The organism is Actinomadura violacea, from assembly GCF_017573465.1.
Classification (GTDB): domain Bacteria; phylum Actinomycetota; class Actinomycetes; order Streptosporangiales; family Streptosporangiaceae; genus Spirillospora; species Spirillospora violacea.
Genome location: NZ_JAGEPF010000019.1, coordinates 13,324 through 26,353, shown reverse-complemented (window position 1 = coordinate 26,353; position 13,030 = coordinate 13,324). Strand labels below are relative to the sequence as shown.

General features: G+C 71.1%; 15 protein-coding genes. 5 read left to right on the top strand and 10 right to left on the bottom strand.

Features of this window, described 5'->3' with window-relative positions:
* Window positions 1-2: 2 nt before the first annotated feature.
* Together ctaD and ctaC are read right to left on the bottom strand one after the other, a co-directional pair.
* Window positions 3-1,667 carry an aa3-type cytochrome oxidase subunit I gene (gene ctaD / locus J4709_RS29905; RefSeq protein WP_208245395.1) on the bottom strand — a complete coding sequence of 555 codons (1,665 nt, stop codon included), beginning with the start codon at window positions 1,665-1,667 and terminating at the stop codon, window positions 3-5.
* The gene (ctaC, locus tag J4709_RS29900; protein ID WP_208245393.1) at window positions 1,664-2,461 is read right to left on the bottom strand and encodes an aa3-type cytochrome oxidase subunit II; all 798 of its coding nucleotides are present in this window, start codon (window positions 2,459-2,461) and stop codon (window positions 1,664-1,666) included. The genes ctaD and ctaC overlap by 4 nt, the downstream gene beginning before the upstream one ends.
* Window positions 2,462-2,625: 164 nt before the next feature.
* Between ctaC and J4709_RS29895 the strand changes: the two genes are divergently transcribed.
* Together J4709_RS29895 and J4709_RS29890 are read left to right on the top strand one after the other, a co-directional pair.
* Window positions 2,626-3,786, top strand: coding sequence for a cysteine desulfurase family protein (locus tag J4709_RS29895; RefSeq protein ID WP_208245392.1), 1,161 nt, complete (start codon window positions 2,626-2,628; stop codon window positions 3,784-3,786).
* 64 nt (window positions 3,787-3,850) lie between these two features.
* On the top strand, window positions 3,851-4,159 hold the full coding sequence (locus tag J4709_RS29890) for a sulfurtransferase TusA family protein (RefSeq protein ID WP_208245390.1): 309 nt from the start codon (window positions 3,851-3,853) through the stop codon (window positions 4,157-4,159).
* 51 nt (window positions 4,160-4,210) lie between these two features.
* Here J4709_RS29890 and J4709_RS29885 read toward each other — a convergent pair whose 3' ends face one another.
* Both J4709_RS29885 and J4709_RS29880 read right to left on the bottom strand, forming a co-directional pair.
* The gene (locus tag J4709_RS29885; RefSeq protein WP_208245388.1) at window positions 4,211-5,197 is read right to left on the bottom strand and encodes a carbohydrate kinase family protein; all 987 of its coding nucleotides are present in this window, start codon (window positions 5,195-5,197) and stop codon (window positions 4,211-4,213) included.
* A 210-nt stretch (window positions 5,198-5,407) separates the two neighbouring features.
* Entirely contained in the window at window positions 5,408-5,770 is a 363-nt protein-coding gene (locus J4709_RS29880) for a HesB/IscA family protein (protein WP_176196255.1), read from the bottom strand.
* Window positions 5,771-6,005: 235 nt separating this feature from the next.
* Here J4709_RS29880 and nadA point away from each other — a divergent pair, with 235 nt between their 5' ends.
* Window positions 6,006-7,160 (top strand): quinolinate synthase NadA, encoded by a 1,155-nt coding sequence (gene nadA, locus J4709_RS29875; protein ID WP_208245386.1) that lies wholly within the window; start codon window positions 6,006-6,008, stop codon window positions 7,158-7,160.
* 155 nt (window positions 7,161-7,315) lie between these two features.
* Here nadA and J4709_RS29870 read toward each other — a convergent pair whose 3' ends face one another.
* From J4709_RS29870 to J4709_RS29850, 5 genes are all read right to left on the bottom strand, one after another.
* Window positions 7,316-8,095, bottom strand: coding sequence for a maleylpyruvate isomerase family mycothiol-dependent enzyme (locus tag J4709_RS29870; protein ID WP_208245384.1), 780 nt, complete (start codon window positions 8,093-8,095; stop codon window positions 7,316-7,318).
* A gap of 107 nt (window positions 8,096-8,202) precedes the next feature.
* On the bottom strand, window positions 8,203-8,772 hold the full coding sequence (gene pspAB, locus J4709_RS29865; protein ID WP_208245382.1) for a PspA-associated protein PspAB: 570 nt from the start codon (window positions 8,770-8,772) through the stop codon (window positions 8,203-8,205).
* Between the two features lie 3 nt (window positions 8,773-8,775).
* Complete coding sequence (htpX, locus tag J4709_RS29860; RefSeq protein WP_208245380.1) at window positions 8,776-9,693, bottom strand: zinc metalloprotease HtpX; 918 nt, start codon at window positions 9,691-9,693, stop codon at window positions 8,776-8,778.
* A 144-nt stretch (window positions 9,694-9,837) separates the two neighbouring features.
* The gene (gene pspAA, locus J4709_RS29855; RefSeq protein ID WP_173099882.1) at window positions 9,838-10,116 is read right to left on the bottom strand and encodes a PspA-associated protein PspAA; all 279 of its coding nucleotides are present in this window, start codon (window positions 10,114-10,116) and stop codon (window positions 9,838-9,840) included.
* Window positions 10,113-10,922: a PspA/IM30 family protein gene (locus J4709_RS29850; RefSeq protein ID WP_208245377.1), complete on the bottom strand. Its 810-nt coding sequence runs from the start codon at window positions 10,920-10,922 to the stop codon at window positions 10,113-10,115. The genes pspAA and J4709_RS29850 overlap by 4 nt, the downstream gene beginning before the upstream one ends.
* 132 nt (window positions 10,923-11,054) lie before the next feature.
* Here J4709_RS29850 and J4709_RS29845 point away from each other — a divergent pair, with 132 nt between their 5' ends.
* Together J4709_RS29845 and J4709_RS29840 are read left to right on the top strand one after the other, a co-directional pair.
* Window positions 11,055-11,636 carry a DUF3043 domain-containing protein gene (locus J4709_RS29845; RefSeq protein WP_208245374.1) on the top strand — a complete coding sequence of 194 codons (582 nt, stop codon included), beginning with the start codon at window positions 11,055-11,057 and terminating at the stop codon, window positions 11,634-11,636.
* 111 nt (window positions 11,637-11,747) lie between these two features.
* The gene (locus J4709_RS29840; protein ID WP_208245372.1) at window positions 11,748-12,749 is read left to right on the top strand and encodes an aldo/keto reductase family protein; all 1,002 of its coding nucleotides are present in this window, start codon (window positions 11,748-11,750) and stop codon (window positions 12,747-12,749) included.
* A gap of 67 nt (window positions 12,750-12,816) precedes the next feature.
* Here J4709_RS29840 and J4709_RS29835 read toward each other — a convergent pair whose 3' ends face one another.
* Window positions 12,817-13,014 (bottom strand): hypothetical protein, encoded by a 198-nt coding sequence (locus tag J4709_RS29835; RefSeq protein ID WP_208245364.1) that lies wholly within the window; start codon window positions 13,012-13,014, stop codon window positions 12,817-12,819.
* Window positions 13,015-13,030 lie beyond the last annotated feature (16 nt).

Here is a 13,030-nt window from a genome sequence, read left to right as displayed (position 1 = left end):
GGTTACTCCTTCGTCCCGGCGAGTTCGCCCTTCGCCCCCACGTGCGGGTGGTGCAGGTCGAACGCCGGCCGCTCGGAACGGATCTTCGGGATCGAGTTGAAGTTGTGCCGCGGCGGCGGGCACGAGGTGGCCCACTCCAGCGACGAGCCGTAGCCCCACGGGTCGTCGACCTCGACGCGCTTGCCCTTCTTCCACGTGATGTAGACGTTGTAGAAGAACGGCAGCATCGACGCGCCCAGGATGAAGGCGAAGATCGACGAGACCTGGTTCAGCCCCTCGAACTCCTTGGGGTAGTCGGCGTACCGGCGCGGCATGCCCTCGGCGCCCAGCCAGTGCTGGATGAGGAAGGTGCCGTGGAAGCCGATGAACAGCAGCCAGAAGTGCACCTTGCCGAGGCGGTCGTTCAGCATCTTGCCGGTCCACTTCGGCCACCAGAAGTAGAAGCCGGCGAACATCGCGAACACCACGGTGCCGAACACGACGTAGTGGAAGTGCGCGACGACGAAGTAGGAGTCCGACAGCTGGAAGTCCATCGGCGGCGAGGCGAGGATGACGCCGGTCAGGCCGCCGAACAGGAACGTCACCAGGAAGCCGAGCGACCACAGCATCGGCGACTCGAACGTCAGCTGTCCTCGCCAGATCGTCCCGACCCAGTTGAAGAACTTCACCCCCGTGGGCACGGCGATGAGGAACGTCATGAAGGAGAAGAACGGCAGCAGCACCTGGCCGGTGACGAACATGTGGTGCGCCCACACGGTGACCGACAGGCCGGCGATGCTGATGGTCGCGAAGACCAGGCCGATGTAGCCGAAGACGGGCTTGCGGGCGAACACCGGCAGGATCTCCGTCACGATGCCGAAGAAGGGCAACGCGATGATGTAGACCTCCGGATGCCCGAAGAACCAGAACAGGTGCTGCCAGAGCAGTGCGCCGCCGTGCGAGGCGTCGAAGACGTGCGCGCCGAGCTTGCGGTCGGCCTCCAGGGCCAGCAGCGCCGCGGCGAGGACCGGGAACGCGAGCAGGACCAGGATGGAGGTCAGCAGGACGTTCCAGGTGAAGATCGGCATCCGGAACATCGTCATGCCGGGGGCGCGCATGCACAGGATCGTGGTGATGAAGTTGACCGCGCCCATGATGGTGCCGAAGCCCGACATGGCCAGGCCCATCACCCACATGTCGCCGCCGACGCCCGGCGAGCGGACCGCGTCCGACAGCGGGGCGTAGGCGAACCAGCCGAAGCTGGCCGCGCCGCCCGGGGTCAGGAAGCCCGCGATGACGATGAGGCTGCCGAACAGGAACAGCCAGTACGCCAGCATGTTCATCCGCGGGAACGCCACGTCCGGCGCGCCGATCTGCAGCGGCATGATCACGTTGGTGAAGCCCGCGAACAGCGGCGTCGCGAACATCAGCAGCATGATCGTGCCGTGCATGGTGAACATCTGGTTGTACTGCTCGTTGCTGACGACCTGCAGGCCCGGCTTGAACAGCTCCGCGCGGATGACGAGCGCGAGGATGCCGCCGAACAGGAACATCACGAACGAGGTGATGAGGTACAGGTAGCCGATCACCTTGTGGTCGGTGGACGACATCCAGGAGGCGATGATGCGCCCCTTGCTCGTCCGCGACGCGGCGATCGGCACGCTCGGTGCGTCGCTGAGCGTGGTCACTTGGCACCCCCCGTGGCCAGGGCGGCCTTCGAATCGGCGATGAACTTCTGGTACTGGGCCGGGGACACGACCTTCAGCTGGAACAGCATCCGGCTGTGGTCGACGCCGCAGAGCTCGGCGCAGCGGCCCTCATAGGTGCCCAGCTTGGTCGCCTCGAACTCGAACTCGTTGTCGTAGCCCGGCATGACGTCCTTCTTGTACAGGAGCGCCGGGACCCAGAACGAGTGGATGACGTCGTTGGAGTGCAGGCGCACCCGCACGTGCTCACCGGACGGGATGACCATCACGGGCTTGGCACCGGTGGAGGCGTTCGGGTTGACCGGCTGGCCCACGACCGTCGCGACGGTCTGCTCCTTGCCGGTGGCGTCCTTCTCCTTGTAGTCGAACTGCCAGCTCCACTGGAACGCGGTGACGTCGACGACCACCGGAGGGTTCTTGGTGGTCTTCTCGACGAAGTTCTCGTCGCGTGCCGTGAAGTAGAACAGGACCGCGATGATGACGAACGGGACCGCCGTGTAGAGGATCTCGATCGGCATGTTGTAGCGGACCTGCGGCGGCAGGTCGTCGGAGCGCTTGCGGTGGAACAGCACCGCCCAGATGATCAGGCCCCAGACGACGGCCCCGACGGCGAACGCCGCGATCCAGGAACCCTGCCAGAGCTTCAGCATGCGCTCGGCCTGCGGGCCGATCGGCTCGGGCATGCCCAGGCGGGATGCCTCGCCGCTGCACGCGGTTGCGGACAGCGCCAGCAGCCCTAGCGCGCCGGCGCTTTTGATTGCGCGGCGACTGCGCACAGGCGTACGCCGCTCCCCAGAGCGGGTCGGACTCACGGAATGCCTTCCCCACGGATGAAAGCCCGGTCGACCCGGGCGGTGAGATCAGTTGTTACACGTGTGGTGGACACACTAGCGCTAGGGTCGCGCGAACCCCCGATCGGGTGCCCGGTTAGTGTTCTGGCGTGGCCGACTCCAGCGCGCCGGACGGGTACCTCGACGCAGCCTCGACCGAGCCGCCGCACGCCGCGGCGCGTGCGGCGCTGCTGGAGGCGCTGGACGCGGGCTGGGCCGACCCCGCCAGGCTGTACGGGCGGGCGCGGGCCACCCGCATGCTGCTGGACCGGGCCCGCGCGCGCGTCGCGGGCGTCCTGGGCGCCCGCCCGGACGAGGTGTCGTTCACGTCGTCGGGCACCCAGGCGGTGCACCTGGCGGTCCTCGGGGGGCTCCAGGCGCGCCGGCGGGCCGGGCGCCACCTGGTGGTGAGCGCGGTCGAGCACTCCAGCGTGCTGCACGCGGCCGAGCTGCACGAGGCGGACGGCGGCGAGGTCGCGGTCGTCGGCGTCGACCGGGCCGGGCGCGTCGACCCGGCGGAGTTCGCCGCGGCGCTGCGTCCGGACACCGCGCTGGCGTGCCTGCAGTCGGCCAACCACGAGGTGGGGACGGTGCAGCCGGTCGCGGAGGCCGGCGAGGCGTGCCGCGCCGCGGGCGTGCCGCTGTTCGTCGACGCCGCGCAGTCGCTGGGCCGGGCGGACGTGCCGGACGGCTGGTCGCTGCTGGCCGGCAGCGCGCACAAGTGGGGCGGGCCGGCGGGCGTCGGGGTCCTCGTGGTCCGCAAGGGCACCCGGTGGCGCTCCCCGCTGCCCGCCGACGAGCGGGAGGCGCGCCGCGTCCCCGGCTTCGAGAACGTCCCGGCGGCCGTCGCGGCGGCCGCCGCGCTGGAGGCGTTCCGCGCGGACATGGCGGAGGAGGGCCCGCGGCTCGCCGCGCTGGTCGACCGGATCCGCGCCCGCGTCGCGGCGGACGTGCCGGACGTGGAGATCGCGGGCGACCCGGTCCGCCGGCTGCCGCACATCGTCACGTTCTCCTGCCTGTACGTGGAGGGCGAGGCGCTGCTGACCGAACTCGACCGCGCGGGTTTCGCCGTTTCGTCCGGTAGCTCGTGCACGGCGGATACGCTGCGACCGAGCCATGTGCTCGAGGCGATGGGAGTGCTCACGCACGGGAACGTGCGGGTGTCGCTGCCGAGCGGCGTCGCTTCCGCGGACGTCGACCGGTTCCTCTCCGTCCTGCCCGGCACCGTGGCCCGGCTGCGCGGTGCGGCGCTGAAGGCGCCGGACCGGTGACCGGGCCCGGCGGCGGAGCGTCGCGTCGAGCACGAACGAGCGGGGAAGGGAGGCGGTCGCGCCCATGAGGTTCCGAGGCCGCGGCAGGAGCGGGGGCTCCGAGGCGCCGGCGGCGCCGCCCCCCGCCGAACCGGCCGGCCCTCCCCCGGCGCTGGTCATCGACGCGCTGGGCCGCAAGTGCCCGATCCCGATCATCATGCTGGCGGACCGGATCCGCGAGGTGCCGGTCGGCGAGGTCATCGCGGTGCTGGCCGACGACGCCGCCGCGCGCACCGACGTCCCGGCCTGGTGCCGGATGAAGTCGCAGGACTTCGTCCGCGAGGAGACGCTCCCGCAGGGCGGCTGGGGCTTCCACATCCGCCGGACGTACTGAGGCCGAACCACCGCGGGGGGCCGCGAGTCGCGGCCCCCCGCGGTGCGGTGCTCACGGGTTCGGGCAGGCCAGGTGCGGCTCGACGTCCGCGCCGGCGGCGGCGCCGTACGCGGCGGAAAGCCGGTCGAGGAACGCCCGCCGCGACAGCGTGTACTCCTGCGGGCCCGCGGCCTCCAGCGCGTACGCCGCGACGGTGCTGCCGACCTGCGCGGCGCGCTCCAGCGGCAGGCCCCACGCGGTCGCCGACAGGAAGCCGGAGCGGAACGCGTCGCCGACGCCGGTCGGGTCGACGACCTTCTCGACGGGGACGCAGGGCACGTGCAGGCCCTCCTCGCCCTGCCGGTCGATGACGGCGCCCTTGGCGCCGAGGGTGGTGACGCGGATCCCGACCCGCGACAGCACCTCCTCGCCGGACCAGCCGGTCTTCTCCTCGAACAGCGCCTTCTCGTACTCGTTGCTGAACAGGTACGCGGCGCCGTCGAGGAGGCGGCGCACGTCGGCGCCGTCCATCCGGGCGAGCTGCTGGGAGGGGTCGGCGGCGAACGGGATGCCGCGCGAGCGGCACTCGTCGGTGTGCCGGAGCATCGCCTCGGGGTCGTTCGCGCTGATCAGCACGAGGTCGAGCCCGCCGACGCGCTCGGCGACCGGGCCGAGCTCGATGGAGCGGGCCTCGCTCATCGCGCCGGTGTAGAACGAGGCGATCTGGTTCTGGTCCTGGTCGGTGGTGCACAGGAACCGGGCGGTGTGGTGCAGTTCGGAGACGTGCACCGACGCGGTGTCGACGCCGTGCCGGTCCAGCCAGGAGCGGTAGTCGGCGAAGTCGTCGCCGACGGAGCCGACGAGGATGGACTCCTTGCCGAGGCCGCCCATCCCGAAGCAGATGTTCGCGGCGACCCCGCCGCGGCGGATCTCCAGCTCGTCCACCAGGAAGGACAGCGAGACCCGGTCGAGCTGGTCGGGCAGGAGCTGGTCGGAGAACCTTCCGGGGAAGGTCATCAGATGGTCGGTCGCAATGGATCCGGTCACGGCGATGCGCACGCGTCGCTCTCCTCGTCGCGGTCGTCCGGCTTGTCACCGGCTGTTTCAACCCGGAAAGACTACTTCCCATCGCGGCGCGCGGCGCGGCGGGTGCGCATCCCGGCGGGGCGGGCGGGCATGCGAAAGGGGCGGTCCGGACACGCTCGTCCGGCCGCCCCTCCGCCGGCACTGGGGCCGGAAGGTCCCGGTCCGCCCGCCGGCGGTGCTCCGTCAGTTGAAGGAGTCGCCGCAGGCGCAGGAGCCCGACGCGTTCGGGTTGTCGATCGTGAAGCCCTGCTTCTCGATCGAGTCGACGAAGTCGATCGTGGCACCGGTCAGGTAGGGCGCGCTCATCCGGTCGACGCGGACGTTCAGCCCGTCGAAGTCCTGGACCTGGTCGCCGTCCATCTCCCGCTCGTCGAAGAAGAGCTGGTAGATCAGGCCGGAGCAGCCGCCCGGCTGCACGGCGACACGCAGCGCAAGGTCGTCGCGGCCTTCCTGCTCGAGCAGGCCCTTGGCCTTCTCGGCGGCGGCGTCGGTGAGGACGACGCCCTGCTGCGTGGTCTCCTGCGTGGTCTCGCCTGAAACCGTCATGTGTTCAGCTCCCGGGTCTCGCTGCGCCGCGGTGCGGCGGACTGTCGCTTGTCCTCGAGGACGACTTACGCCTCTTCCCGTAGGACAACGTACCTCGCGACAAGGCCATTCCGCGTATCGCCCGTGTTTAACGCTCCGGGGCGGTGCGTCCTACGTCACACCGCCGGGGCGGCGCGGATGTGCCATCATTAGTCGTCAAAGCGACGATAAGTCCCGTCGCAGGAGGGAGACTCCCGTGACCACCCCAGTGCGCGACCTTCCGCTGCTGCTCCTGGGCGAGGGCGCCGACCCGGCCAGCGAGCGCGGCGTGGACTGCCCCGGCGAGCTGCCGCCGGCCTCCGACCCCGCGCTGGTCGAACGGGCCCGCGCCGCCAAGGCCGCCCTCGGCGACCAGGTGTTCGTCCTCGGCCACCACTACCAGCGCGACGAGGTCATCCGGTTCGCCGACGTCACCGGCGACTCGTTCAAGCTCGCCCAGCAGGCCGCCGCGCGGCCCGAGGCGCCCTACATCGTGTTCTGCGGCGTCCACTTCATGGCCGAGTCCGCCGACATCCTCACCGCGCCGCACCAGAAGGTGATCCTCCCCGACCTCGGCGCCGGCTGCTCCATGGCCGACATGGCGACCTTCGACCAGGTCGAGGAGTGCTGGGACGTCCTGGAGGACGCGGGCGTCGCCGACGACGTCGTCCCGGTCACCTACATGAACTCCTCCGCCGACATCAAGGGGTTCGTCGGCCGGCACGGCGGCGTGGTCTGCACCTCGTCCAACGCCAAGCGCGCCCTGGACTGGGCGTACTCCAGGGGCAAGAAGGTGCTGTTCCTGCCCGACCAGCACCTCGGCCGCAACACCGCCGTCCTGGAGATGGGCTTCTCGCTCGACGACTGCGTCGTCTACAGCCCGCACCGCCGCGAGGGCGGCCTCACCCACGGGCAGCTGCGCGACGCCAAGATGATCCTCTGGCGCGGCCACTGCTCGGTGCACGGCCGGTTCAGCAAGGAGTCGGTGGACGACGTGCGCGCGCGCGTGCCCGGCGTCAACGTCCTGGTCCACCCCGAGTGCCGGCACGAGGTCGTCACCGCCGCCGACCAGATCGGCTCCACCGAGTACATCATCAAGGCGATCGAGGCGGCCGAGCCCGGCTCGTCGTGGGCGGTCGGCACCGAGCTGAACCTCGTCCGCCGCCTCGCGAACGCCCACCCGGACAAGAACGTCATGTTCCTCGACAAGACCGTCTGCTACTGCTCCACGATGAACCGCATCGACCTGCCGCACCTGGTGTGGACGCTGGAGTCGCTCGTCCGCGGCGAGGTGGAGAACGTCATCACGGTCGACGCCGACACCGCCCGCAACGCCCGCGCCGCCCTCGACCAGATGCTCGCTCTGCCTTAACAACCCTGGCCCAGGGGGCTCGCCTGGCGGCTCGCCCCCTGACCAGGCTTGGGCGAGCGCGACCTCGCTTCGCGAGCTTCCCGGCGGGGCTCGCCTCCGGCGTCGCCGCGCCGGTCAGATAACGCGCTCGCGCGATGGCTGAGGCCTTGCGCCGGTCAGATCGCCGAGTTCTCGACCCAGTGGACGAGCAGGTCGTCGTTGCCGGTGAACTCCAGGGCGGGGTCGCCGAGCTTGCGGCGGCCCCACAGGAACAGGAAGACGTCGGAGGCGGCGCCGCGGACGGTCGCGTCGGCGGCGCCGCCGTCCGCGGCGTCCTCGCGGGTCCACTCGAAGCGGTCCGGGAGCAGCCGGAGCACCCGGCGGGAGCCGGCGTCGGCGGCCTCGAACGCCAGCACCTCGCCGTCGCCGCGCAGGTTCTCGACCTTGGGCGCGAACGCGGCGGCGCTCTCCAGGTTCTCCAGCAGCTCGTCCATCCCCTCGACGGCCGGCTCCGGCGCGAGGGCGGGCGTCCGGCCGCGGGCGATCTCCAGGTCGGCGCGGTGCACGGCGGTCTCGAACAGCATCCGCCGCGACCAGAAGCGGGCGTGCTGGTCGAGGCCCCACGCCCACACCGGCGCGTCCGGGTCCGCCGCCCGCAGGATCTCCAGCAGCCGCTGCGCGCCCTCGCCGAACCACGGCAGGTGGTCGCCCGGTACCACCGGGAACGACACGCCGAGCTCGCGCAGGCTGAGCCGGCGCGGCGCGCCCACCCGGACGGTGCCGCCCGCCCACCGGTGCATGGCGCCGAGATGGCGGACCAGTTCGGCGACCGTCCAGCCGGGGCAGGACGGTACCGGCTCCTCCAGGTCGGCGCCGGCGGCGGCCTCGGCGAACGCCGCGACCTCCGCCTCCAGCGCCGCGCAGTGGCGGGCGTGGTCCCAGGGACGTCCGGTCATTACGCCTCCCGCATGAACCGACCGTGGACGGACGTTCGACAGTGACATACCCCCGCATCGGCCCGTAGATCAGGGCATCGCGGGCCGGTGCCCGCCGGAGCGGCCCGTCACAGGCCGGGGGCGCCCCACACCGGGAACCAGCGGCCGAGGTCCTCCTCGAACGGCAGGTCGGCGCCGACCGCGCCGCGCACCTGCAACTCCAGCGCGTTGTCGCGCTTGTCGCCCGGCAGCGGCGCGAACGGGTAGAACGTGCCGCGCTTGTACAGGTAGACGAGCGCGAGCCGCTGCCCGTCCGGGCCGCGGAAGCCCGCGAGCGAGCACAGCAGGTGCGGGCCGAACCCGCCCGACTCCAGCGTGGAGTTCACCGCGTGAAGGTCGGTGACCAGGTCGGGCAGCTCCTGCGGCCGGTGCGTCGCCAGCAGCCAGGTGTACCCGTAGGAGTCGGTGCTGATCTCGACCTTCGGCCCCTCGTCGGCGTCCAGCAGCTCCTGGACGTCGGCCTGCAGCCGCGCGAACGCGCCGCCCTCGGCGGCCCGGAAGCACACCGAGCCGAGCCCGGTCGGCTTGAACCCCGTCGCGGCCTCCAGCGTGATCGCCGCCGTCGACAGCCCGAAGAGCTGGTCGAGGTCCGGCTTGACCGGCTTGGACCGGCCGAGCAGCGTGTCCAGGAAACCCACGGGTCAGACTCCCCTGCTGAGCTGGTCGGAGATCTTCTGCAGCTGCGCGAGCCGCTTGTCCAGCGGCGGGTGCGTCGAGAACAGGTGCGAGATCGTGAAGCCCTTGCCGAACGCCGGGGTGAAGAAGAAGGCGTTGAACGCCTGCGCCTGGCGCAGGTCGTTGGTCGGGATCCGGGCGATCTCCCCCGTGACCTTCGTCAGCGCGCTCGCCAGCGCCGACGGGCGGCCGGTCAGCAGCGCCGCGGCCCGGTCGGCCGACAGCTCCCGGTAGCGCGACAGCGCCCGGGTCAGCAGGAAGCTGACCGCGTAGGCCAGGGCGCTCACCCCGACCACGGCCAGCAGGATCAGGCCGGTGTTCTGGTCGTTGCTGCGGCGGTTGAAGCCGCCCCACAGCCCCCACTCCAGCCCGAAGCGGGTGATCAGCCCGGCGCAGATGCCGAGGAACGAGGCGATCGTCATGACCGCGACGTCCTTGTGCGCGACGTGCGCCATCTCGTGCGCGAGCACGCCCTCCAGCTCCACCGGGTCGAGCCGGCGCAGCAGGCCGGTGGTCACGCAGACCACCGCCTTCTTCTGGTTGCGGCCCGTCGCGAACGCGTTCGGCACGTCGGTGTCGGCGATGGCGACGCGCGGCTTCGGGGCGTCCGACATCGCGCAGATCCGGTCGATCACGCCGTGCAGCTCGGGCGCCTCGTCCGGCGAGACCACCCGGCCGTGCATGGCGAACATCGTCAGCTTGTCGGAGAAGAAGTACTGCGCGAACAGGAACGCCACCGCGATGACGAGCGCGATCACCCCGAACTTCGGGACGATCACGAAAAAGGCCGTCACGAAGGCGACGTAGACCAGTCCCAGCAGGAACATGGTCACGAGCATCCGTGACGTCAGCCCCCGGTCGGAGGCGTAACGCGTCGAGGCCATCCGGCAACCCCCAGTTTTCTTTCCCCGATTCACTTGTGAGAACGCGCGAGCCCCGGGTTTTGTGCCGGGCACCGCCGGAGTCCCGCGCGAAATCGTCCTGGAGGACGAACGGCCCCTGGCCGCCCCGTCCGGGCGGCCAGGGGTCTAGTCCGGGATCAGCCCCTCGTCGCCGAGCATGGCCTTGACCTCGTCGATCGCCGCGTCCGCCGGCGGCAGGATCAGCTCCGAGGGGGCCAGGCTGTCGGCCGGCAGCGGCTTGCCGACCTTGCGCACGCTCTCCAGCAGGGCGTGCAGGGCGGCGCGGAACGCCGTCTCGTCGCCGGCCTCGATGGCCGACTCGAGCTCGCCGTCGAGGGAGTTGAGCGCGGCCAGGTCGCCGTCGGCGACGTCCAGCTGCCCCTCGCCCATCAGGCGGACGATCACTGCGCACCCCCGGGCTGCTGCGGCCACGGGGCCTGCTGCGGGGTGTCGTGCTGCTGCTGCTGCGGCTGCGCGGTCGGCGAGCCCTGGTTCAGCTCCTTGGGCGCGGGGCCCTGGCCGAGTTCGGCCTTCAGCCGCTCCAGCTCGAGGTCGACGCCGGGACCGGAGCCCATCCGGTCGAGCTCGGCCTGGATGTCGTCGCGGGGGCCGGAGAAGTCCTCGAGCGCGCCGGAGGCGAGCAGCTCGTCGATGGCGCCGGCGCGCGCCTTCATGTTCTCGGTCTTCTCCTCGGCGCGCTGGATCGCCAGGCCGACGTCGCCCATCTCCTCGGAGATGCCGGAGAACGCCTCGTTGATCTTGGTCTGCGCCTCGGCGGCGGTGTACGTCGCCTTGATCGTCTCCTTGCGGGTGCGGAAGGAGTCGACCTTGGCCTGCAGCCGCTGGGAGGCGAGCGTGAGCTTCTCCTCCTCGCCCTGCAGCTGCTGGTACTGCGCGCGCAGGTCGTTGAGCTGGGAGTCCAGCCCGGACCGGCGGGTCAGCGCCTCGCGGGCGAGGTCCTCGCGGCCGACCTGCAGCGCCTTCTTGCCCTGGTCGGTCAGCTTGTTCTGCTGCTGCTCGAGCTGGTTGATCTGCAGCTCGAGACGCTTGCGCGAGGTGGCGACGTCGGCGACCCCCCGACGGACCTTCTGCAGCATCTCCAGCTGGCGCTGGTAGGAGTAGTCGAGCGTCTCGCGAGGATCCTCGGCCCGGTCCAGGGCCTTGTTGGCCTTGGCCTTGAAGATCATCGACATTCTTTTCATCACGCTCATCGCGCGGCGCCGGTCCCTTCGTGCTGTCGCCTCAGTCGCATACTGGGCTCAATGACCACTGCTGGGGTTCTTATCACCCTACGCGTTAACGCGCGAGGCAGCCACGATGTTCGCAGCCGGTAGGCTGACCCCGTGTTCAAGCGTCGTACCCCGGAAGCCCCGCCGAATCCTCCTCAGGTAGTAACGCCGAAGCAGGGAGGCAAGGGGCGGCCCACGCCGAAGCGGAGCGAGTCCGAGAAGCGCCGCCGTCAGCCGATCACCGCACCGGCCACCCGCAAGGAGGCCTACAAGAAGGTGCGGGCGCGGCAGTCGACGGAGCGCGAGCGGGCGCGCGCCGGCATGGCCAGGGGCGAGGAGAAGTACCTCCTCAAGCGCGACAAGGGCCCCGTCCGGCGGCTCGCGCGCAACTACGTCGACGCGCGCCGCACCGTCGGCTCGTACCTGATGTACGCGATGTTCGCGATCGTGCTGCTGAGCCTGCTGCCGATCCCGGCGGCCAAGCTGCTGGTGCTGTTCGCGCCGCCGCTGCTGCTGGTCGTGGTGTTCGGCGAGGGGCTGCTGCTGAGCCGGGGCGTCAAGAAACTCGCCGCCGAGCGGCACCCGGACGAGGACACCAAGGGCGTCGGGCTGTACGCGGCGATGCGCGCCATGCAGATCCGCCGGCTGCGCGTGCCGGGCCCGCAGGTGAAGATCGGCGAGAAGGACAGGATCTGACGGTCCGGGCTCGTCCCGGCGCGTCCGGCCGGTTCCGGCGCGCCTGGACCGTTCCCGTGCGGGGCGCCCGGCCGCACCGGCGGTGATCTCCGCGGGGCTAGGGTCGGGGGCATGGAGTTCCGATACCTGGGCCGGAGCGGTCTGAAGATCAGCGAGATCGCGTACGGCAACTGGCTCACCCACGGCTCCCAGGTCGAGGAGGACGCGGCGCGCGCGTGCGTGCGGGCGGCCCTCGACGAGGGGATCACCACCTTCGACACCGCGGACGTCTACGCCGGGACGCGCGCCGAGGAGGTCCTCGGACGGGCGCTCAAGGGGCAGCGCCGCGAGGGGCTGGAGATCTTCACGAAGGTCTACTGGCCCACCGGGCCCGGCCCGAACGACCGGGGCCTGTCCCGCAAGCACATCATGGAGTCGGTCAACGGCTCGCTGCGCCGCCTCGGCACCGACTACGTGGACCTCTACCAGGCCCACCGGTTCGACAACGAGACGCCGCTGGAGGAGACCCTCCGCGCGTTCGACGACCTCGTCCGGCAGGGCAAGGTGCTGTACGTCGGCGTGTCGGAGTGGCGCGCCGAGGAGATCGAGCGCGCCCTCAAGATCGCCGATGAGATGGGCTTCGACCGGATCGTCTCGAGCCAGCCGCAGTACTCGATGCTGTGGCGGGTCATCGAGGAGGAGGTCGTCCCGCTGTCCGAGCGCGAGGGGATCGGCCAGATCGTCTGGTCGCCGATCGCGCAGGGCGTGCTGACCGGCAAGTACAAGCCGGGCCAGCCGCTGCCGGAGGGGTCGCGCGCCACCGACGACAAGGGCGGCGCCGACATGATCAGGCGCTACCTGAACGACGACCTGCTGACCCGCGTGCAGAACCTGAAGCCGATCGCCGACGACCTCGGGCTGTCGATGGCGCAGCTGGCGATCGCGTGGACGCTGCAGAACCCGAACGTGTCGGCCGCGATCGTCGGCGCGTCGCGTCCGGAGCAGGTCGCCGACAACGTCAGGGCGGCCGGGGTGAAACTGGACGCGGACGTGCTGAAGCGCATCGACGACGTGCTCGGCGACGCCGTGATCCGCGACGCCGCCAAGACCGTCAGCCCGCGCACCCGCCCGTGAGCCGGGGCGCGCCGGAGGGGCGGCCGCCCCTCCGGCGCGCGTCCCGCCCCTGCCGGGCGGGCCCGCGTCACTCCGGGTCTTGCAGGCTCATCCCGTAGACGACGGTCTCGCCGTCCAGCAGCGTCACCTTGTCGACCTCACCGGTGCGCAGGCCCCGCCAGTTCTCGCCCAGCCAGCTCTCCGCGTCCGACTGGGTGGAGAAGGTCTCCTCGGACGTGCCGACCGTCCCGCCGTCGGCCTTCTCCAAACGCCAGCTCCACGCCATCGCGCTCGACCTCCCT

What these genes read in the sequence shown, in the direction of transcription:
- J4709_RS29890 (WP_208245390.1), top strand. Translation starts at nt 3,851, where the DNA reads ATGAGGTTCCGAGGCCGCGGCAGGAGCGGGGGCTCCGAGGCGCCGGCG.
- J4709_RS29850 (WP_208245377.1), bottom strand. Translation starts at nt 10,922, where the DNA reads ATGAGCGTGATGAAAAGAATGTCGATGATCTTCAAGGCCAAGGCCAAC.
- htpX (WP_208245380.1), bottom strand. Translation starts at nt 9,693, where the DNA reads ATGGCCTCGACGCGTTACGCCTCCGACCGGGGGCTGACGTCACGGATG.
- J4709_RS29835 (WP_208245364.1), bottom strand. Translation starts at nt 13,014, where the DNA reads ATGGCGTGGAGCTGGCGTTTGGAGAAGGCCGACGGCGGGACGGTCGGC.
- J4709_RS29870 (WP_208245384.1), bottom strand. Translation starts at nt 8,095, where the DNA reads ATGACCGGACGTCCCTGGGACCACGCCCGCCACTGCGCGGCGCTGGAG.
- J4709_RS29840 (WP_208245372.1), top strand. Translation starts at nt 11,748, where the DNA reads ATGGAGTTCCGATACCTGGGCCGGAGCGGTCTGAAGATCAGCGAGATC.
- J4709_RS29880 (WP_176196255.1), bottom strand. Translation starts at nt 5,770, where the DNA reads ATGACGGTTTCAGGCGAGACCACGCAGGAGACCACGCAGCAGGGCGTC.